At 52.4% G+C, this 19,168-nt stretch carries 20 protein-coding genes; 13 read left to right on the plus strand and 7 right to left on the minus strand.

What is annotated here, in order from left to right:
* Positions 1 to 135 precede the first annotated feature (135 nt).
* From BN348_RS11180 to BN348_RS11230, 10 genes are all read left to right on the plus strand, one after another.
* The gene (locus BN348_RS11180) at positions 136 to 651 is read left to right on the plus strand and encodes a DUF2752 domain-containing protein (protein ID WP_156136506.1); all 516 of its coding nucleotides are present in this window, start codon (positions 136 to 138) and stop codon (positions 649 to 651) included.
* Positions 652 to 714: 63 nt separating this feature from the next.
* On the plus strand, positions 715 to 1,200 hold the full coding sequence (locus BN348_RS13335; protein ID WP_052446899.1) for a CD225/dispanin family protein: 486 nt from the start codon (positions 715 to 717) through the stop codon (positions 1,198 to 1,200).
* 488 nt (positions 1,201 to 1,688) lie between these two features.
* A complete protein-coding gene (locus BN348_RS11195) occupies positions 1,689 to 2,186 on the plus strand; it encodes an NADH-quinone oxidoreductase subunit NuoE family protein (RefSeq protein ID WP_040198092.1) in 498 nt (165 codons plus the stop codon).
* Between the two features lie 9 nt (positions 2,187 to 2,195).
* The gene (locus BN348_RS11200) at positions 2,196 to 2,753 is read left to right on the plus strand and encodes an ATP-binding protein (RefSeq protein WP_040198093.1); all 558 of its coding nucleotides are present in this window, start codon (positions 2,196 to 2,198) and stop codon (positions 2,751 to 2,753) included.
* A gap of 31 nt (positions 2,754 to 2,784) precedes the next feature.
* On the plus strand, positions 2,785 to 3,153 hold the full coding sequence (locus tag BN348_RS11205) for a (2Fe-2S) ferredoxin domain-containing protein (protein ID WP_040198094.1): 369 nt from the start codon (positions 2,785 to 2,787) through the stop codon (positions 3,151 to 3,153).
* Between the two features lie 10 nt (positions 3,154 to 3,163).
* Complete coding sequence (locus BN348_RS11210; protein WP_040198095.1) at positions 3,164 to 3,676, plus strand: magnetosome magnetite crystal formation protein family; 513 nt, start codon at positions 3,164 to 3,166, stop codon at positions 3,674 to 3,676.
* A 19-nt stretch (positions 3,677 to 3,695) separates the two neighbouring features.
* Positions 3,696 to 5,489: an NADH-quinone oxidoreductase subunit NuoF gene (nuoF, locus tag BN348_RS11215; RefSeq protein ID WP_040198096.1), complete on the plus strand. Its 1,794-nt coding sequence runs from the start codon at positions 3,696 to 3,698 to the stop codon at positions 5,487 to 5,489.
* A gap of 15 nt (positions 5,490 to 5,504) precedes the next feature.
* Positions 5,505 to 7,247, plus strand: a complete 1,743-nt coding sequence (locus BN348_RS11220; protein ID WP_040198097.1) for an NADH-dependent [FeFe] hydrogenase, group A6 — start codon at positions 5,505 to 5,507, stop codon at positions 7,245 to 7,247.
* Positions 7,248 to 7,505: 258 nt separating this feature from the next.
* A complete protein-coding gene (locus tag BN348_RS11225; protein WP_040198098.1) occupies positions 7,506 to 8,648 on the plus strand; it encodes a chymotrypsin family serine protease in 1,143 nt (380 codons plus the stop codon).
* A gap of 211 nt (positions 8,649 to 8,859) precedes the next feature.
* Positions 8,860 to 9,411 carry a hypothetical protein gene (locus BN348_RS11230; protein WP_040198099.1) on the plus strand — a complete coding sequence of 184 codons (552 nt, stop codon included), beginning with the start codon at positions 8,860 to 8,862 and terminating at the stop codon, positions 9,409 to 9,411.
* Positions 9,412 to 10,392: 981 nt separating this feature from the next.
* On the opposite strand, the gene BN348_RS11240 is transcribed toward BN348_RS11230, so the two are convergent.
* A complete protein-coding gene (locus tag BN348_RS11240) occupies positions 10,393 to 10,701 on the minus strand; it encodes a helix-turn-helix domain-containing protein (protein ID WP_320408682.1) in 309 nt (102 codons plus the stop codon).
* Between BN348_RS11240 and BN348_RS14095 the strand changes: the two genes are divergently transcribed.
* A complete protein-coding gene (locus BN348_RS14095; protein WP_040198102.1) occupies positions 10,700 to 10,915 on the plus strand; it encodes a hypothetical protein in 216 nt (71 codons plus the stop codon). The genes BN348_RS11240 and BN348_RS14095 overlap by 2 nt on opposite strands.
* 35 nt (positions 10,916 to 10,950) lie before the next feature.
* Here BN348_RS14095 and BN348_RS11250 read toward each other — a convergent pair whose 3' ends face one another.
* The 6 genes from BN348_RS11250 to BN348_RS11275 all read right to left on the minus strand — a co-directional run bounded on the left by BN348_RS11250 (position 10,951) and on the right by BN348_RS11275 (position 17,622).
* On the minus strand, positions 10,951 to 11,625 hold the full coding sequence (locus BN348_RS11250) for a sigma-70 family RNA polymerase sigma factor (protein WP_040198103.1): 675 nt from the start codon (positions 11,623 to 11,625) through the stop codon (positions 10,951 to 10,953).
* Positions 11,626 to 11,710: 85 nt separating this feature from the next.
* Positions 11,711 to 12,151 (minus strand): anti-sigma F factor, encoded by a 441-nt coding sequence (gene spoIIAB, locus BN348_RS11255; protein ID WP_040198104.1) that lies wholly within the window; start codon positions 12,149 to 12,151, stop codon positions 11,711 to 11,713.
* Positions 12,135 to 12,467, minus strand: coding sequence for an STAS domain-containing protein (locus tag BN348_RS11260; RefSeq protein ID WP_040198105.1), 333 nt, complete (start codon positions 12,465 to 12,467; stop codon positions 12,135 to 12,137). Before BN348_RS11260 ends, spoIIAB begins: the two co-directional genes overlap by 17 nt.
* 210 nt (positions 12,468 to 12,677) lie before the next feature.
* Positions 12,678 to 13,973 carry a bifunctional folylpolyglutamate synthase/dihydrofolate synthase gene (locus BN348_RS11265; RefSeq protein ID WP_040198106.1) on the minus strand — a complete coding sequence of 432 codons (1,296 nt, stop codon included), beginning with the start codon at positions 13,971 to 13,973 and terminating at the stop codon, positions 12,678 to 12,680.
* A gap of 299 nt (positions 13,974 to 14,272) precedes the next feature.
* Positions 14,273 to 14,512 (minus strand): hypothetical protein, encoded by a 240-nt coding sequence (locus tag BN348_RS11270; RefSeq protein WP_040198108.1) that lies wholly within the window; start codon positions 14,510 to 14,512, stop codon positions 14,273 to 14,275.
* Positions 14,513 to 15,003: 491 nt separating this feature from the next.
* Positions 15,004 to 17,622 (minus strand): valine--tRNA ligase, encoded by a 2,619-nt coding sequence (locus BN348_RS11275; protein WP_040198109.1) that lies wholly within the window; start codon positions 17,620 to 17,622, stop codon positions 15,004 to 15,006.
* A gap of 531 nt (positions 17,623 to 18,153) precedes the next feature.
* Here BN348_RS11275 and BN348_RS11280 point away from each other — a divergent pair.
* Together BN348_RS11280 and BN348_RS11285 are read left to right on the plus strand one after the other, a co-directional pair.
* The gene (locus BN348_RS11280; RefSeq protein ID WP_040198110.1) at positions 18,154 to 18,414 is read left to right on the plus strand and encodes a stage V sporulation protein S; all 261 of its coding nucleotides are present in this window, start codon (positions 18,154 to 18,156) and stop codon (positions 18,412 to 18,414) included.
* A 382-nt stretch (positions 18,415 to 18,796) separates the two neighbouring features.
* Positions 18,797 to 19,138: an Asp23/Gls24 family envelope stress response protein gene (locus BN348_RS11285; protein WP_040198111.1), complete on the plus strand. Its 342-nt coding sequence runs from the start codon at positions 18,797 to 18,799 to the stop codon at positions 19,136 to 19,138.
* Positions 19,139 to 19,168 lie beyond the last annotated feature (30 nt).

The following is a 19,168-nucleotide window of genomic DNA, read 5'->3' on the forward strand; positions in this document are numbered from 1 at the left end:
GTGCACCATCAAGATAAAATGCTGAAATCAGGGAGTTTTAGAAAGATTTCAAAATTTCCAGTTGAAAAATGTCGCAAAGTATGGTAAAATACACTTAAAATTTATGACTATAATTTGAACGCGGAGGGTGTTGGATTGTCCAATCGTCAAGAACCATCTGTTTCCCGCCAGCAGACTGCCGGCACGCATGGTGCGGGTTCTGCCGGGAACGGAGAAATCCCCCAAAAAACGCCTCTGAGCGGTCGGATGTGGTTCCGTATCCTGATTGGCGTCTCGCTGCCGCTCCTGTTTGCGGCGGGAGCCGTCTACCTGTATTTATACCGCAGCCCGTTCCCCTGCGTCTTTCACGAGCTGACCGGGCTTTACTGCCCCGGCTGCGGCGCGGGACGCGCGGCATACAGCATCCTGCATCTGGACCTTCTGCGGGCGCTCGGTTTTAACGCGCTTTTTGTACTGGCAACGCCTTTTTTGGCATATTATTTTTTAAAGATTTATCTGAAAATTGTGACCGGCAGGGATCTGCTCCCGCTCTTTCGGGTGACGGTCAGGCAGTATTCCATCGCGGTCCTCATCATTCTGGTATTTACGATCCTGCGCAACATCCCCGTTTTCCCGTTCAGCCTGCTGGCGCCGGGATCGCTCTTTGCTTAAAATTACCGCTTTGGTATTTTTAATAGATTTATCTAAAGGTTAGATTTTGAAGGAGGAGAAAAAATGGCAATCTGTAACAAATGTGGATCTCAGGTCGAGGACGGCAGTACCTTCTGCCCCAACTGCGGCAGCCAGATGATGGACAACGCGCAGTTCCAGAACGGACCTGATCTCAGCAAGCAGCAGACCCCGCCACCGCCACCCCCGCCACAGTATAACAATCAATACAATCCGAATGCGCAGTACAACGCGTACAACCAGCAGCAGCCAGCACAGCCGCCGGTCAGCATGACAGGCATGCTGGTTTGGGCAATTCTGAACACCCTGTTCTGCTGCCTGCCGTTCGGTATCGTCGCCATTGTCATGTCGGCCAAAATCAACAGTGCCATGAGCTATGAAGAAGCGAGAATGGCTTATGACAGCGCAAAAAAATGGAATCTGGTCGCAACCATTGTCGGTGCCGCGGTCGTTATCCTGTACTTTATTCTGGTGTTTGTTGGTGTATTCTCATTCGCCAATATTGTAGGCAGCTACGACTATTACTATTGATCCCGCTCCCCGGAGATGGTTCTCCCGGGACTACATAGCTTCGGGCAGACAGGCGTGTCTGCCCGATTTTCACAATACCGCGCCGCCTTTGACAGCGCTCCCCTTTCTTTTCTCATAAAGTTGGGGAATCGCGGGAGATTTTGGCGGTTTGGTGCAAAAAAAGAAGAATTAATTGTTTAAACTTATAGACAATGAAAATTCTTTTTGATATAATTTTATTCATAGTACGCAACTTCGAAATTTAACAGCTGAAGGATTTTACGGGATCTGTCCCAGAGGGGGGACTGCTTCCGTTTTTCATTGCGCAAACGGGGTGCACAAAGGTTTTGTCTCCGTGCGCGTTTTTTCATCCTTTCCGAAAGAATTTCAGCGTATGACATTTGGTTTTGCTTATGTCCTAACAAAAACGGGGGAAACCCGCGCTTCATAAAATCCGGCCTTTTTTCGGTTTTTTATGAAAAAATGTTTAAGGGAGGTCAATGTTTAAAATGGCTAATGTGAAGACAAGCGTTCCGTTTAACGGAACAAAAGAGCAGGAAGAACAGCTCATGAAGGTCATTGAAAATTTGAAGGATGAAAAAGGCGCGCTGATGCCGATCCTTCAGCAGGCGCAGGATATTTACGGATATCTTCCGCTCGAGGTCCAGAAAAAAATCTCTTTGGAAACCGGTATCCCGCTTGAGGAGATTTACGGCGTCGTCACCTTCTATTCGCAGTTCTCTCTGAATCCGAAGGGCCAGTATAAGATTTCCGTCTGCCTTGGAACCGCCTGTTATGTCAAGGGTTCCGGCGACATCTTCGAGGAGCTCAGCAAGAAGCTCGGCATCCAGAACGGCGAATGTACGTCGGACGGCAAGTTCTCGCTGGAAGCATGCCGCTGCATCGGCGCATGCGGACTGGCTCCGGTTCTGACCGTCAACGAGGACGTTTACGGCCGCCTGACCGTGGACGATGTCGACCACATCCTCGAAAAATACGCCGGCTAAGAACCGATTATGATGCAGGAAATATCGCTGAATGTCCTGGACGTCGCGCAGAACAGCGTGTCCGCCAAGGCCACGCTGATCGAAATCGGCGTTATGGAGACATCGGCGCACGAAATGACCGTGCACATCACGGACAACGGCTGCGGCATGACCGGGGAACAGGTCAAAAGCGTCGTGGATCCGTTCTACACCACCAGGACGACCCGCAAGGTCGGGCTCGGCGTGCCGTTCTTCAAGATGGGCGCTGAGATGACCGGCGGAAGCTTCTCGATTGACTCAACGGTCGGCGCCGGCACCACCGTGAAGGCCGTCTACCGGACGGACCACATTGACTGCATGCCGCTTGGCGACATCAATGAGACGATCGTCACCCTGGTGTCCTGCAATCCGCAGATCGACTTCGTATATACGCGTTCCTACGACGGGGAATCGTTTGTCATGGACACACGGCAGTTCCGCGAAGTGCTGGGAGGCGTTCAGCTCAACGAACCCGAAGTGATCTCGTTTCTGCGCGGCTTTCTGATAGAAAACACAGCGGAGCTTCTGCAGAACAAAGGCGAAGCGTAAAGAAAACTATAGATATGGGGGTACATATTCCATGAAAAGTTTGGCTGAATTACAGGCTATTAAAGAAAAAATGCAGAATAAAGTCGGCATCCGTGAAGAGAGCGGCGACAACATCCGCGTTGTTGTCGGCATGGCGACCTGCGGCATCGCTGCCGGCGCGCGCCCGGTTTTGACCGCCTTCACCGATGAGGTCGAAAAGAGGAACCTTCAGAATGTCACCGTCTCCCAGACCGGATGCATCGGCATCTGCCAGTACGAGCCGGTTGTCGAGATCTTCGAACAGGGCAAGGAGAAGGTTACCTATGTCAAGATGACCCCGGAAAAAGTGGCAAAGATCGTCACCGACCATCTGGTCAACGGCAATGTCGTGTCGGAGTACACCATTGGATCGGTAAAATAAGGAGGATACTATGGCTTTTTGTGAAAAATGCGGCGTACAGCTCAAAGAGGGCGCTCAGTTCTGCCCGAACTGCGGTACCCAGCAGAGCAGCTTCCAGGAACAGCAGAAGGGCCCTTATCAGAATCAGGGACAAAACCAGTATCAAAATCAGAACCAGTACCAGAACCCGTATCAGCCGCCGATGCAGGACGACGTCAGCCAGAATAAGGTCATGGCCATCCTTGCATACATTGGCATTCTGTTTCTGGTCCCGCTGCTGGCTGCGAAGGATTCCCCCTATGCGCGGTTCCACGCCAACCAGGGGCTGGTGCTCTTCATCTTTGAGGTCGCAGGCTCGGTGATTCTGTCGATTGTTTCCGGCGCGTTCTGGGGCCTTCTGTGGCCGCTCGGCGTCATTTTCAGTGTCCTTAACGGTCTGATCTGGATCTTCTGGCTGGTGCTGGTCATCATGGGAATAATCAATGCGGCACAGGGCCACACAAAAGAGCTCCCGATCATTGGAAAAATTCAGATTATTAAATAAATAAGGAGGAACTACGCATATGTATCGTTCTCACGTACTTGTCTGTGGTGGTACAGGCTGCACTTCTTCCGGTTCAGAACAGATCATCAAATCCCTGGAAAAAGAAATTGAACTGGCAGGCTTAAGTGAAGAAGTTAAAGTAATCAAAACCGGATGTTTCGGACTCTGCGCATTGGGCCCGATCATGATCGTCTATCCGGAGGGCTGTTTCTACAGCATGGTCAAAAAAGAGGATATCCCGGAAATCGTTCAGGAGCATCTGCTCAAAGGACGCATCGTCAAGAGACTGCTCTACTCTGAAACGGTCAGCGAAGAACAGGATCACGTCAAATCCCTGAACGAAACCGACTTCTATAAAAAACAGAAACGTGTCGCGCTGCGCAACTGCGGCGTCATCAACCCGGAGAACATCGATGAATACATCGCGTTCGACGGCTATGCGGCGCTTGGCAAATGCCTGACCGAATACACCCCGGAACAGGTCATCCAGATCATCAAGGATTCCGGGCTCAGGGGCCGCGGCGGCGCGGGCTTCCCGACCGGACTCAAATGGAGCTTCGCGGCCGCGAACGACGCGGACCAGAAGTATGTCGCCTGTAACGCCGACGAAGGCGACCCGGGCGCGTTCATGGACCGTTCGGTTCTCGAAGGCGACCCGCACGCCCTGATTGAAGCCATGGCGATCGCGGGCTACGCAATCGGCGCAACCCAGGGCTACGTCTATGTCCGCGCGGAGTATCCGATCGCGGTCCAGCGTCTGCAGATCGCCATCGACCAGGCGAAGGAATACGGCCTTCTGGGCAAGGACATCTTCGGCACCGGCTTTGAGTTCGACCTGGGTCTCCGCCTTGGCGCAGGCGCGTTCGTCTGCGGCGAGGAAACCGCGCTGATGACCTCGATCGAAGGCCACCGCGGCGAGCCGAGACCGCGTCCGCCGTTCCCGGCAGTCAAGGGACTCTTCGGCAAGCCGACCGTCCTCAACAACGTTGAAACCTATGCCAACATCCCGCAGATCATCCTGAAGGGCGCCGACTGGTTCGCTTCGATGGGTACCGAAAAATCCAAGGGCACCAAGGTCTTCGCGCTCGGCGGCAAGATCCACAACACCGGACTTGTCGAGGTCCCGATGGGCACCACGCTCCGGGAGATCATCGATGAAATCGGCGGCGGCATCCCGAACGGCAAGAAATTTAAAGCGGCTCAGACCGGCGGACCGTCCGGCGGATGTATCCCGGCTGAGCATTTCGATATCCCGATCGACTATGACAACCTGATCGCCATCGGCTCGATGATGGGCTCCGGCGGTATGATCGTCATGGACGAGGACAACTGTATGGTCGACATCGCGAAGTTCTTCCTGGAATTCACGGTCGACGAATCCTGCGGAAAATGTACGCCGTGCCGCGTCGGCACCCGCCGTCTGCTCGAATTGCTGACCAAGATCACCGACGGCAAGGCGGAGATGGAGGACCTCGACAAGATCGAAGAACTCTGTCATTACATCAAGGAAAACTCGCTGTGCGGACTTGGACAAACCGCACCGAACCCGGTACTCTCGACCCTCCGGTATTTCCGTGATGAGTACGAAGCCCATATCAAGGACAGGACCTGCCCGTCCGGCGTCTGCAAAGCGCTGCTCAACTACCAGATCGACAAGGAAAAATGTACGGGATGTACCCTCTGCTCGAGAGTCTGTCCGGTGCACGCAATTGAGGGTACCGTGAAGCATCCGCACACCATCGACCTTTCCAAGTGTATCAAGTGCGGAGCATGTATGGATAAATGCCGCTTTGGCGCAATCAGCAAGAAGTAAGGAGTGTACCAACGAATGGAAAATGTAAATATTAAAATAAACGGTATGCCGCTATCCGTGCCGAAGAACTGTACCATTCTGGAAGCTGCACGTCTCGGCGGTATCGAAATCCCGACCCTCTGCTTCCTCAAAGAGGTCAACGCAATCGGCGCCTGCCGTATCTGCGTCGTAGAGGTCAAGGGCGCAAGGAGCCTGGTGGCTGCCTGTGTCTACCCGGTCAACGAGGGTATGGAGATCTTCACCCATTCCCCGAAGGTCCTGGAATCCAGAAAGATGACGCTCGAGCTGATTCTTTCGACCCACGACCGCAAATGTCTTTCCTGCGTGCGCAGCGGAAACTGCGAGCTGCAGAAGCTCTGTAAGGATTTCAAAGTGGATGACGCCAGCCGTTTCGATGGCGAGAATCCGCATTACGATATCGACGACAGCGCCATCCACATGTTCCGCGACGACAACAAATGCATCCTGTGCCGCCGCTGTGTCGCCGCCTGTGCAAAATGGCAGGGCATCGGCGTCATCGGCCCGAATGAAAGGGGCTTCAACACCCATGTCGGATGTGCGTTCGACATGGATCTTGACAGTGTCGCCTGCGTATCCTGCGGACAGTGCATCGTGGTCTGCCCGACCGGAGCCATTGCTGAGAAGGACGACACCGACAAGGTATGGGAAGCGCTCAGCGACCCATCCAAGCATGTCATCGTACACACCGCTCCGTCCATCCGCGCCACACTCGGCGAGGCGTTCGACTATCCGGTCGGCACCAACGTCGAAGGCAAGATGGTCGCGGCGCTCAGAAGGCTCGGCTTTGACGGCGTCTTTGACACCGACATCGCGGCCGACCTGACCATCCTCGAGGAAGCCAACGAGTTCATCGAACGCGTCCAGAACGGCGGCGTGCTGCCGATGATCACCTCCTGTTCCCCGGGCTGGGTCAAATACTGCGAACACTATTTCCCGGACTTCATCCCGAACCTGTCCACCTGCAAATCCCCGCAGCAGATGTTCGGCGCACTGGCCAAAACCTGGTACGCGCAGAAGAACGGCATCGACCCGAAGGATATCTTTGTCGTCGGCATCATGCCGTGCACCGCGAAGAAGTTCGAGGCGCAGCGTGAGGACCAGTCGGCTTCCGGCTATCCGGACATCGACGTTTCACTGACCACAAGGGAGCTTGCCCGCATGATCGACCGTGCAGGCATCATCTTTAAGGATCTGCCGGATGAGCAGTTCGACGCACCGCTCGGCACATCGACCGGCGCGGGCGTCATCTTCGGCGCAACCGGCGGCGTTATGGAAGCGGCGCTGAGAACCGCAGTCGAGACGCTGACCGGCGAAGAGCTTGGCAAGCTGGAGTTCCAGGAAGTCCGCGGAACCGACGGCATCAAGACCGCCACCTACAATGTGAACGGTATGGACGTCAACGTGGCCGTTGCTTCCGGTCTTGCAAATGCGAAGAAACTTCTGACCCAGGTCAAGAACGGCGAAGCAAGCTATCATTTCATCGAGATCATGGCGTGCCCGGGCGGATGCGTCAACGGCGGCGGCCAGCCGGTACAGCCGGCAGTTGTCCGCAACTTCGTGGATCTCAAGAGCCTGCGCGCGTCCGCGCTGTACAATGCGGATGAGAACATGCCGCTCAGAAAATCCCACGACAATCCGGTGCTCAAGGAAGTCTATGAGGAATTCCTCGAGAAGCCGGGAAGCCACAAGGCTCACGAAATCCTGCACACATCCTATGTGGTGCGTGAACGGTTCTAAGCGAAGTTTCATACGGGTTTCTATATAAGCAGAATTTTGCCCTTCCCCGCTTTGGGGAAGGGCTTTTTTTATTCTGCGTAAACACATGTATTTTGTAGAATATTGCGACCGATTTTTTCCATATTTGGTTGTATGCACAAATATTTTGTGATATACTGTAAGCACAGTAGTGATTTTCATATACTATAAAAATAGCATCCTATGCTAAAACTGCTGAATGAAAATGACAGATATATGTGCAAAAAAGGAGGAGTTAGAATGAAAAAGCGTATGATCAGTTTCGTTACCCTTGCAGCGGTCGTTCTTTCCAGTATTTCATTTGTATCCGCGAATGGAACAATCTCTAGTGAACCAATTTCTGAAGAAGAGATGGTGGCTATTCAGGAGCAGTCCAATAATGAATACAATCGCATCTATCAAGAAAATTCTATGGGAAGGTCCGCTTCTTATCCATCCGATTATGCAGGTGGATACTTGGATGAAAACGGCGAGTTGGTGGTTCTCACAACGGATGATTCAGAAGAGACTCAAAAACAGTTGAAAAACATGGCTGGAAATCAGGATTTACAGGTTCGAAAAGCTGAGTACTCTTATGAATATCTACAGTCATTAGCCGATAAAATTACTGATTACATGAACAGCGATACCGCAAATAGTATCATAAAAAATTCTCTTGGTACTTGGGGCGTGTACGACGACAAAAATTGTATTATTGCTACTATAAAAGACCTTGATACAACTAAAATTGACTTGTTCAAAAGCGAGATAAGTGATTCTGGAGCTATTCGATTTGAAAATCAAAGTGGTGAAATTATTTTAGATAAATCTTTAGGCGCAGGTGCTTGTATTAAAGATCGTGTTCATGCTGATTATAGTATTGGGTATCGCGCAAGACGTTCTGTCGGCGGCTCCTACGAATATGGATTTGTGACTTGTGGACATGGTAACGCGGTTGGGGATCCTGTTTATGACGGTATGATTAAGATTGGTCAGATTACCGCTGTAAAATTTGGTGGTAATACTGATGCTGCATTTGTAAAAATTACAAACAGCGATTATAATATAACCAATTCAATAGCTCGTACAAACAAAACACTAGTAGCTGGTGGTTACCGAACTGTTTCCGTAGGAACTACAATTAACAAATCTGGCTGTGTCAATGGCGTTGGTAGTGGACAAGTTACAAGTTCTAGTTTTAGATGTAGTTATCAAGGCAGCACATTTACTGATTTAATACAATCCACCTATCCCAGAGCAGGTGGAGACAGTGGTTGTATTGTGTATTCGAATGATTCTTCCCCATATATAGTCGGTACACATATGGGAGCTACTGTTGATGGCCGTTCTATTTCAGTAAAAGCCAATAATATAGTAAATTCTTTGAATGCATATTCTTATTAATTTTCAGCATTACTTTGAAATTTGTTATTTTGCCCTTCCCCGCTTTGGGGAAGGGCTTTTTTTATTTGTTTGATTATGAGGAATCATCATCAAATTTCTCCATTTATGGTTGAACACAGAAATTCTCTGTGCTATACTGTATTTACAGCATATATTTCAACGCTTTATATCTATAATGTTGAAAAAACCTTCGTATCAAGGAGGAATTGGAATGAAAAAGCGTATCGTCGTGGTCTTGACTTTATTAACGTTGTTGACAGGGCTTCTGTTGGTTTCCGCCAATGAACCGGAAGCGTTGTCACAAAAAAGTGCTTCGCAAGAGGAGGCAAACCGGCAGTACAACCAGATTTATCAGCAGCTTCCAGACAGATCGATCAGTTATCCTCCCTATTATGCCGGTGCATACATTGATGAAAATAATCAGTTGGTTGTGCTGGTCACCGAAGAAGGACTGGCAGAGAAGGAAACCCTCAAGAAAATCACTGGAAATGATGATCTGCAAATCCGGCTTGCAGCCTATTCCTATGGATATCTGCAGTCATTGATGGATGATATCCAGGCCCATATGCCGGAACATGTCATCGATGATGGACAGTCCCTCTTGATAACATCCGCTTATATCAAGGACGATCAAAATTGTATCATGGTATCTTTAAACAATCTTACTGATGAAAACATATCGAAATTCAAACAGGATGTCAGCAATTCTCCCGCTATTCGATTTGAAGAAGGTGGATGTTTTGAATTTACTTCCGCAGTGTAAACAGTAATGTTGTAATGAAATCATGTATGGTTATGCCTGTTGTCTCGTCAGTATTTCATTTTTGCCCTTCCCTTGCTTTGGGGAAGGGCTTTTTTATTTGTTTAACTTGATTTTTTCTTTGCTGAGATTTTGTGCCGCTGTGTCACAGCGTTCTTTTTTTGTTTGCCAAGAACTGCTTGGCACGGTGGTGGTTACTCTTTTGCACGGCCAAAAGAGTAACCAGAAAAGGCCGTTCAAGGGGGCCATGCAGTGTGCCGCTCCTAGCCAGATGGTCCCCTTGAAAATCCCCTCTGATATCCCGCTTCCCATTTCGGCCGCCTGCGGGCGGCGTTTTGTTTTTGGCAGGGTGGTTGGGCGCACCTAGCAGCGGACGCTTCCCCGGTTACAAGATGTTCTCATGGTACCCCAATACCTGAGCGGATACGTGAATGGGTGGTAGCCATTAAGAATTTTTTTACCTATATAACAGTTTACAAGTGAGCCGTATTTGGGTGCTGTGCATAGGCCATGTGGCAGTCAGCACCGTAGACGGCACAATCGCCTGCGGTATTCTTTCGCGGAAGAATCATTTGCGCAGCAGCTTCGGGAATTGGGGTACCGGAAAAGATCGTCGTAGGGAACGTAAGCGTCCGCTGCTAGCCATTCAGCCACCCTGCCATCTGGACGCCGCCCGCAGGCGGCCATAACAGAAGCAGTTAGAACATAGGGGGATTTTCAAGGGGGGCCATCTGGCTTGGAGTGGCACACTGCATGGCCCCCCTTGAACGGTCTTTCTTGGTTACTTCTTTGGCCGCGCAAAGAAGTAACCACCACTTGCTAAGTGGTACTTGGCAAACAAAGCTTAGCCGCCGCGCCCCAGCGGTACAAAAGCCGCCCTGCCGCGGGACCAGGCAGACGGAGTAAAACCGCTCCGCTTTTAAATAAACATAAAAGAAGCCCGCATCCACAGCTGTGAATGCGGGCTTCTTGATATGTGCTGTTTTAAGAACTATATTGTTTTTTTTCAGAAAGTCCCACAAGGTAATCAATACTGACTTGGTAAAGCAAGGCCAATTTAATTAACATAGAAACAGGTATTTCTCGAATACCTCGTTCATACCGTGCGTATACCTGCCGGTTGCAATGCAGGTAGTCGGCAATCTCTTGTTGCGTTTTATCGTTATCTATACGGAGTTCGCCTATACGTGGAAAATACATAAATATCACCTCTTGATTATGGTACCAAATGGTGTTATAATGAACGCAGAAACGGTACCATATGGCACCATAAATAAAGAGGTGGTATAACATGCAGTACAGTTTCTCTTCTAAGGAAGGAAATATACGAATCTCCTATAAAGAGTACATGAAGCAGGCGGACCGCTATCACGATCGGATAATGGCGGTGATTGACGACAGTTCTCTGACGATGGAGGAATGCACACAGCGTGTAAGACAACTGCACAACGAGTGGGAAACGTGGAAAGGCAGTCATATCATAGAGGAATTTCTCCACAGTGAATAAAACTTTATTGTGAGCTTGTTGAGCGGGTGAATGTATCACCCACTCAATATACTTCGTAAGCCTTGTAGGATTTTTTTCTCCCGCCGCGATACCTGTACCTGTGTCATCCCAAGTACCTCCGCGGTTTGGGTTTGGGTCTTGTTGCCGAAATACCGCAGCGTAATCAGCTTGCGGTCTTCCGCGTTCAGATGAGCAATGACCTCCTTTAACGATATGACCTCGGATAAATATTCCTCCGGCGACGACACCGGAATGTCGAACTGCCCCCCGCCCTCGTCGTCGCTTTCGGTCAGCGATACCGGCGGCATGCAGGCGCCGAGCGCCTCAACCACCATGTCTACCTCCACGTCGAGCAGCTCGGCCAGCTCGTTGATGGTCGGTTCCCGGCCGTTCTGGTTCGAAAAGCGTTCTCGCTCCCGCGTCGCTTTCAAAGAAAGCTCCTTTAACGTGCGGCTGACCTTGACGCTTCCGCCGTCCCGGAACAGCCTGCGCATCTCGCCGAGGATGACCGGCACGGCATAGGTGGAGAATTTGACGCCGCGTTCCCGGTCAAACGCGTCGTAGGCCTTGATCAGCCCCATGCATCCGGCCTGGAACAGATCGTCGTATTCGATGCCGCGCCCCTTGAAACGATGCGCGCAGGAATGTACCAGGCCGATATTTTGGCCGATGATCTCATCACGGCTCTTTCCTTCAAATGTATAGATCATGTCAGCAGCGGCGGGACGCCGTCTAAGATACCCTTAAGCGCCGTCACAGCCCCGCGCCCCCCTTCCGGAAAGATTTCCATCCATGCTAGGACTCTTCCTTCGAGGTCAGCGTCTTTTCCATCGTGACGCTGGTGCCCTTGAACGGGCGGGAGCGCACCCGGACCTTGTCCATAAAGCTCTGCATCACGGCAAAGCCCAGCCCGGCGCGTTCTCCGGTCGTACAGGTGGTGTACATCGGTTCCATGGCCTGCTTGATGTTGCCGATGCCGCATCCGGTATCCCGGATTTTAATCGTGATTTTGCGGTCGTCGAGAATCCTTGCATGTATGTAAATCGTGCCGATCGTATCCTTATAAGCATGTACAATGCTGTTGGTCACGGCTTCGGAAACGGCGGTTTTGATGTCCGCCAGCTCATCGATGGTGGGGTCCAGCGCCGCGATAAACGCCGAGACGGCGACGCGCGCAAAGCTTTCATTGCTGGATTTGCTGGGAAAGCTCAGTTTCATCTCATTTAACACATTCATCTCTTTTTCCTCCATTGATCTGGGCCAGCCGGTCAAGTCCCGCCAGGCGCATGACGCGTTTGATATGGGAGGACACATTGTAGATGCGCACCTCTCCGTCCAGCTCCTGCATCAGCCGGTATCGTCCCATGACCAGCCCGATGCCGGAGCTGTCCATGAAGCTGACATCCCGGAAATCCAGGTTTAAAAGCCTTGGGCGGTTGCGTTCCAGACAATTGTCAATCTCTTCCCGCATATCCCTGGCGGTGTGATGATCGATGTCCCCGATCAGATATGCGGTCACTTCTTTGTCGTCAATCTTTAATCTGACAGACATTGTTACACCTTCCTTTTAACTGGGAGCCTGTCCCATCCGTCGCTTTAGAAAAACGCGGTCAAATGCGAAAAATCTGCCCTTAACCTGCCGCAAAGCGGTGCGTTTTGAAAGAAAAAGGGCAAAAAAATATTCTTAAACTTCGTACAGTTTAAGAATATCTCATATGGCCTGCGAATGAGCGCGAAACGCGCGCGCGGTTTCACAGAATTTTTATCGGTTTGCGGCGAATGCCGTCTGAACGGTCTTACGCATATCGCCCGCCATGTACAGCGATCCGCAGATGACGGTGGCGGACACATCCCCGGCCTGTTCGGCGGCCGCGTCCACCGCGTCCCGATAATTCGCAAAGGAACGGACGCTTTTGCAGAATTCCCCGGCCGCTTCGGCCATTTCAGCTGCGGGCAGCGCGCGCGGATTGTCCGGCGTGACGGTCAGGATGCGTTTGGCGTACGGTGCGATTTTGGACAGCACGCCGCGGACATCCTTGTCGCGCAGCATCCCGATGATCAGTGTGACGCCGCGGTCCTTGAACGCTTCGAGCATATCGGCCAGCGCGGCGGCCCCGGCGAGATTGTGCGCGGCGTCCAGCACGAACAGCGGGTCGCGGTGCAAAATCTCCATGCGCGCCGGGAAGAAGGTGGTGGAGATACCCTGCCGGATATCCTCGTCAGACACCGTAAAGCCGAGCCGGCGGAGCTGTTTGATGATTTCGATGACCGTGACGGCGTTGGCGATCTGATGCCGGCCGGCCAGCGAGATGCGCAGCTGCAGCGAATCGTACCGGATTTCGGTTCCGAACGGGCGGTCGCTGAGGATTTCGACGCCGCCTAAATTGCCCATGCTAAGCTGATTTCCGTTTTTGCTGCAGCTTTCCATGATCACAGCCAGCGCGGCGGGGGACTGCATCGGATAGGATACGACGGCCGCTCCCGGCTTGATGATGCCGCATTTCTCGAACGCAATCTTCTCGATATCGCTGCCGAGGATGTCTGTGTGGTCGAGGCTGATGGCGGTGATGACGCTCAGCAGCGGCGGATCGATGACGTTGGTCGCGTCGAACCGGCCGCCCAAGCCCACCTCCAGACAGACGATGTCGCAGCTCTGCTCACAGAACCACAGCATCCCGATGGCGGTGACCGCTTCGAACTCCGTGACGATTTCATCCTGTTCCAGCAGCAGCTCGCAGGCGTTTTTGACCCGGCCGGTCAATTGGACGAGCGTCTCTTCGGGGATCATCTCCCCGTTGATCTGCATGCGCTCGCGGAATTGCAGCACATAGGGGGAGATGTACATGCCGGTCTTGTATCCGGCGGTTTTCAGGATGTTCGCGGTCATGGCGACGGTCGAGCCTTTGCCGTTGGTCCCGGCGACATGCACGAATTTGAGCCGCTTCTGCGGATTGCCGAGCAGGTCCAGCAGCTTGGCAATCCTTGTGAGGCCCAGCACCGAGCCGAACCGCAGCAGCGAATGGATGTAGTCGAGCGCTTCGGAATAGGATTCTATCATGGTTGCATCCCTCTTTGTATGAAGATGGTTCCGCCGTTTGGCGGGTGTGATGGCGGGCGCCTTGCTGTTTGCGGCTGTGCTGCCGGGAACAGCAAGGCTTTGCGGCGGTTATCTGTATGGATGTGGTGTTTGCCGGATATGCCTTGGCAGGGTGGCGGCAATCCTGCACGGAGGTGCAATGGGTTTCCTTTGTTTTGCCAAGTAAGCCCTGGCAAGTGGCAGTTACTCTTTTGCGTGGCCAAAAGAGTAACCAGAAAAGGCCATTCAAGGGGTCTGCTGCCCCCTTAAAAATCCCCCAATCACGCAGCTTTTCCGGAATTGGGCAGTTCCTGCTTCCAGATGACGGCAGAGTACCCGCAATGGCTCGGATCAGAGGCCCCATGTCGCGCGGCGCTCCCCCGTTTCTCCGTTTTGTCGCTGTCAGCTTTATCTTCCAACGAAGCGAAACTCTCGTCTAGCCTCATTGTCCCCACCACGTCATAGCGGGCATTGTTCTTTTCAGGATAAATCTGCATGGAATCTGAATCATGCTCATTCAAACGAACTTGCTTCCCAATATGGAAATCAAGTTATCTCCCAGCTTTTTGTTTCGGGGTACTATGAATACAGCCTTTAACCACAGAAGCTTCCGCTGCTAGCCCTGCCCAACCACTCAGTCCAAAACCTGACGCCGCCCGCAGGCGGCCGAAGCAGAAGAAGGGATATCTGAGGGGGATTTTCAAGGGGGACCATCTGGCCCTAAGTGCCTCTGTGCATGGCCCCCCTTGAACGGCCTTTCTTGGTTACTTCTTTGGCCGCGCAAAGAAGTAACCACCACACTGCCAAGGTGTCTTGGCAAACTAAGCACAGCCGCTGTGCCGCAGCGGAACAACTGTCACACAGCCAAACGTTACTTGGCGAACACAGTAGAACTGTTTGCCACAGCGGCACAACTGCCGCCATGCCAAGTATCACTTGGAAGATAAGGATAGGATAAACCCGCCGGGTTTCCGGCGGGTTATGAGCTTTATAAAAGGTTGAGATTCTCTCATTAAAGCGCTGCGATGCTGTCGAGAATCTTGGCGAGCTTCTCCTCTGCCTTCTGCAGCTTCTGGCGCTCCTGTTCAACGACCTGAGCGGGGGCTTTGGCGACAAAGCCAGCATTGTTCAGCTTGCCGGAGAGGATGGAGATATCCTTTTCACAGTTCTTTTTCTCTTTATTCAGCCTTGCAAGCTCCTTCTCTTTGTCGATGAGTTCATCCATCGGGATGAAGGTGCGCGCGGAGTCGGTGATGACCTGAACCGCGCCCGGCATCTCGAATTTGTTCAAAACCTCGACGCCCGAAGCCGATGCGAGACGTTCGAAGAACACCGACGCGCTGCGGAAGATATCGGCATACGGCGTTTCGATGAACAGCGACGCCTTCTTGCTGGGCGGGACGTTCATTTCGGCGCGGGTGTTGCGGATGGCCTTGATCATATCCATGATCTTCTGGAAGTCCTGTTCTTCCTCTTTGAAGTTCAGTTCTTCCCGGTATTCCGGCCATTTTGAAATGCAAATGCTTTCTCCGTCATGCGGCAGCGCCTGCCAGATTTCCTCGGTGATGAACGGCATGAACGGATGCAGCAGCTTTAAGGTGTTGCTCATGACATACGTGAGAATCTGCCGCGCGTTGTCGGCCGTCTCGCCGCCGGCAATCAGCCGCGGCTTGCTCAGCTCGATATACCAGTCGCACAGGATGTCCCAGATGAAATCATACAGCTTCTGCACGGCGATGCCCAGCTCGAAATGCTCGATGTTTTCGGTGACCTCTTTGACCAGCGTGTTGTACTTGCTGAGCACCCACTTGTCCTCAACGGCCAGCGTTTCGGGAAGCGTGAGCTTGTCAAAGTCCTCGTCCAGGTTCATCAGAATAAAGCGGCTGGCGTTCCAGATTTTGTTGGCGAAGTTGCGGCTTGCGCGGACCTTGTCTTCGGAGAAGCGCAGGTCGTTGCCCGGGCTGTTGCCGTTTGCCAGCATGAAGCGCAGCGCGTCCGCGCCGTATTCGTCGATGACCTCCAGCGGGTCGATGCCGTTGCCGAGCGATTTGCTCATCTTGCGGCCCTGCGCGTCGCGCACCAGACCATGGATCAGCACCGTATCGAACGGGACCTCGCCCATCTGCTCGATGCCCGAGAAGATCATGCGGGAAACCCAGAAGAAGATGATGTCGTAGCCGGTGACCAGCGTGTTGGTCGGGTAGAAATATTTGAGCTCTTCGGTGTCATGCGGCCAGCCGAGCGTAGAGAACGGCCAGAGCGCCGAGGAGAACCAGGTGTCCAGCGTGTCCGGATCCTGCTGGAGATTCTTGCTGCCGCATTTCGGGCAGGTGCGGACATCCTCCTTCGAGACGATCATCTCGCCGCAGTCCTGACAGTACCAGGCCGGAATGCGGTGGCCCCACCAGAGCTGGCGGGAGATGCACCAGTCCTTGATGTTCTCCATCCAGTGATAGTAGATTTTATCGAACCGTTCCGGGATGAATTTGGTTTCACCCTTGCGGACGGCTTCAATCGCGGGCTTGGCCATCGGCTGCATTTTGACGAACCACTGCTTCGAAACGCGCGGCTCGACCGTGGCCTTGCAGCGGTAGCATTCGCCGACGTTGTGCTTGTGGTCTTCGATTTTCACAAGAAAGCCCTGCTCATCGAGGTCCCGGACGATGGCTTTTCTGGCTTCATACCGGGACATGCCCGCATATTTGCCGCCCTTTTCGTTGATGGTCGCGTCGTCGTTCATGACGTTGATGACCGGGAGATTGTGGCGCAGGCCGACCTCGAAATCGTTCGGGTCGTGCGCCGGCGTGATCTTGACGACGCCGGTTCCGAACTCCATATCGACGTATTCGTCCGCCACAACCGGGATTTCGGTGCCGACGAGCGGCAGCGTGACGGTCTTGCCGATGTATTTCTGATAGCGTTCATCGTTCGGGTTGACCGCGACGGCGGTGTCGCCGAGCATCGTTTCCGGGCGGGTGGTCGCCAGCTCCAGATAGCCGCTTCCATCGGTCAGCGGGTACCTCAGGTGCCAGAAATGGCCGTCCTTCTCATCGTATTCGACCTCGGCGTCCGAAATCGAGGTCAGGCAGGTCGGACACCAGTTGATGATGCGTTCGCCCTTGTAGATGAGCCCCTTTTCATACAGGCGGACAAACACCTCTTTAACGGCTTCGGAGCAGCCTTCATCCAGCGTGAAGCGCTCGCGCTCCCAGTCGCAGGAGGAACCGAGCTTTTTGAGCTGCTCGATGATCCTGCCGCCGTACTGGCGTTTCCACTCCCAGGCGCGTTCGAGGAATTTCTCGCGGCCGAGGTCCTCCTTGGTGAGGCCCTCCTCCTTCATCGCCTGTACGATCTTCGCCTCGGTTGCGATGGACGCGTGGTCGGTGCCCGGCATCCAAAGCGTGCAGCAGCCCTGCATGCGCTTGAAGCGGATCAGGATATCCTGCAGCGTGTTGTCCAGCGCATGTCCCATATGCAGCTGTCCGGTGATGTTTGGCGGCGGGATGACAATGGTGTACGGGTCCTTGGTTTCATCCGGTTCGGCGTGGAAATAGCCGCCCTCCAGCCAGGATGCGTATATGCGATCTTCGACCTGCTTGGGGTCGTAAAGCTTGTCCAGTTCCTTTTTCATAGGCCAATTTCCTTCCCATTATAATAGTAAAAAGCATACATATTCTTATTATGCGTGAGCGGGCGCGGATTGTCAAGTTTTTTTCGCAACTTTCCGCCCTGTATGCTTGCAGGCGATGGCCGCGGCGGATAAAATCAACTGGGTGAAGGAATTACAGGCGGAGCGGCATAGCAGCCCTGCCGATGGATTCATAGAATGAAAAAGAATTGTTTTCTTTTTGTTTATTTCGGTATTTTCTGCGTCTTTGCGGCATGATTCCATAATAAGTTATGAATTTCTTGATATTAGGCGTGAAATGGGGTGAAAAGTGTGAATCTTATACAAAAAAGCAAAAAGATATAAGAAGTTATATCCAAACACTTGAAATTGTCAGTGATTTGGTGTATTATTAACTTAAATTTAAAAAAGTATTACAAATCCACCGGGAACCACTGAACAGGAGTGCAGGAAAGCGAACTGCTCAAAGAGCTTTGACAAGGAATGTGACTCTGCAAATTTGAAAAAGACATCAATCATGAGGAGGCTTCAGAAATGGAAATTTTAAAAGTATCAGCAAGATCTCTCCCCAATTCTGTTGCAGGTGCAATAGCAGGCGTAATCAGGGAAAAAGGCGCTGTGGAAGTACAAGCGGTCGGAGCGGGCGCATCAAATCAGGCGGTCAAAGCGGTGGCGATTGCCAGGGGGTATCTGGCGCCCGCGGGCATCGATCTGATCTGTGTCCCGGCTTTTGCGAACGTCGTCATCGACGGCGATGAGAGGACGGCCATCAAGCTGATTGTGGAACCCAGATAAAGGCCGCGTCACTCGGGCGGATTTGCAATAGCGGCATTCATATGCCAAAGAGTTTATAAGCGGCTGCGTTTTTTTAAAATGCTGTCGCTTTTTTTGGCATAGAATCCGTTTTACGGCCGTAAACTGTACAGAATTGCCGGTGAAATGGACGAGACCGTTCCCGAGCGGTCAAAGAGGTATGAATTTTTTGTAAAACCTCTGGTGTTTTCTCATTTTGATTGTATAATATACTTATATGAAAAGCGATATTGGACCGAAAACGGCAGACGGACGCGGGGAAAGGCAGCGCGGGACATTCCCGGACGCTGCGTATCGTTTTGCGGTGATCCGGGTACCCCGGACAGCGCGGTGCGGCCGGGTCCATCAACAGGAGGGTAAGCGAATGATTGTGATAGAGAATTATCTGGGCGTCATTGAAGTGTCGGAAGCCTTTGTGACCAATCTGATCAGGATGTCGGTCAGCGAATGCTTCGGCGTCAACCGGGTCGGAGAACCCGACCAGCCTGAAAACCAGAAACCGTCCAAAAAGAAACAGATGAGCCTTGTCACAGCGCAGTATACAAAGGCGGGGCTCGTTGTGGATCTGCATATCGAGGTGCCCTACGGCGTCAACATCGTCGAGGTGGTCAAGAGCGTCAAAGAGAAGATCCGCTACAATGTCAAAGAAACGCTGGACATTCCGGTCAGCGCCGTACACGTGTATATCGACGGCATGAGGGTCTGATGCGGACCCCAGCCATCTTACATCTTTTTG

Origin of the sequence: Candidatus Soleaferrea massiliensis AP7, assembly GCF_000820765.1 — a bacterium.
GTDB classification, from domain to species: Bacteria; Bacillota; Clostridia; order Oscillospirales; family Ruminococcaceae; genus Soleaferrea; species Soleaferrea massiliensis.

Excerpts from the sequence above, each read along its gene's own strand:
- BN348_RS13335 (WP_052446899.1), top strand. The coding sequence starts at position 715 with ATGGCAATCTGTAACAAATGTGGATCTCAGGTCGAGGACGGCAGTACC.
- BN348_RS11195 (WP_040198092.1), top strand. The coding sequence starts at position 1,689 with ATGGCTAATGTGAAGACAAGCGTTCCGTTTAACGGAACAAAAGAGCAG.
- BN348_RS11200 (WP_040198093.1), top strand. The coding sequence starts at position 2,196 with ATGATGCAGGAAATATCGCTGAATGTCCTGGACGTCGCGCAGAACAGC.
- BN348_RS11205 (WP_040198094.1), top strand. The coding sequence starts at position 2,785 with ATGAAAAGTTTGGCTGAATTACAGGCTATTAAAGAAAAAATGCAGAAT.
- BN348_RS11210 (WP_040198095.1), top strand. The coding sequence starts at position 3,164 with ATGGCTTTTTGTGAAAAATGCGGCGTACAGCTCAAAGAGGGCGCTCAG.
- nuoF (WP_040198096.1), top strand. The coding sequence starts at position 3,696 with ATGTATCGTTCTCACGTACTTGTCTGTGGTGGTACAGGCTGCACTTCT.
- BN348_RS11220 (WP_040198097.1), top strand. The coding sequence starts at position 5,505 with ATGGAAAATGTAAATATTAAAATAAACGGTATGCCGCTATCCGTGCCG.
- BN348_RS11225 (WP_040198098.1), top strand. The coding sequence starts at position 7,506 with ATGAAAAAGCGTATGATCAGTTTCGTTACCCTTGCAGCGGTCGTTCTT.
- BN348_RS11230 (WP_040198099.1), top strand. The coding sequence starts at position 8,860 with ATGAAAAAGCGTATCGTCGTGGTCTTGACTTTATTAACGTTGTTGACA.
- BN348_RS14095 (WP_040198102.1), top strand. The coding sequence starts at position 10,700 with ATGCAGTACAGTTTCTCTTCTAAGGAAGGAAATATACGAATCTCCTAT.
- BN348_RS11240 (WP_320408682.1), bottom strand. The coding sequence starts at position 10,701 with ATGTTATACCACCTCTTTATTTATGGTGCCATATGGTACCGTTTCTGC.
- BN348_RS11250 (WP_040198103.1), bottom strand. The coding sequence starts at position 11,625 with ATGATCTATACATTTGAAGGAAAGAGCCGTGATGAGATCATCGGCCAA.
- spoIIAB (WP_040198104.1), bottom strand. The coding sequence starts at position 12,151 with ATGAATGTGTTAAATGAGATGAAACTGAGCTTTCCCAGCAAATCCAGC.
- BN348_RS11260 (WP_040198105.1), bottom strand. The coding sequence starts at position 12,467 with ATGTCTGTCAGATTAAAGATTGACGACAAAGAAGTGACCGCATATCTG.
- BN348_RS11265 (WP_040198106.1), bottom strand. The coding sequence starts at position 13,973 with ATGATAGAATCCTATTCCGAAGCGCTCGACTACATCCATTCGCTGCTG.
- BN348_RS11275 (WP_040198109.1), bottom strand. The coding sequence starts at position 17,622 with ATGAAAAAGGAACTGGACAAGCTTTACGACCCCAAGCAGGTCGAAGAT.
- BN348_RS11280 (WP_040198110.1), top strand. The coding sequence starts at position 18,154 with ATGGAAATTTTAAAAGTATCAGCAAGATCTCTCCCCAATTCTGTTGCA.
- BN348_RS11285 (WP_040198111.1), top strand. The coding sequence starts at position 18,797 with ATGATTGTGATAGAGAATTATCTGGGCGTCATTGAAGTGTCGGAAGCC.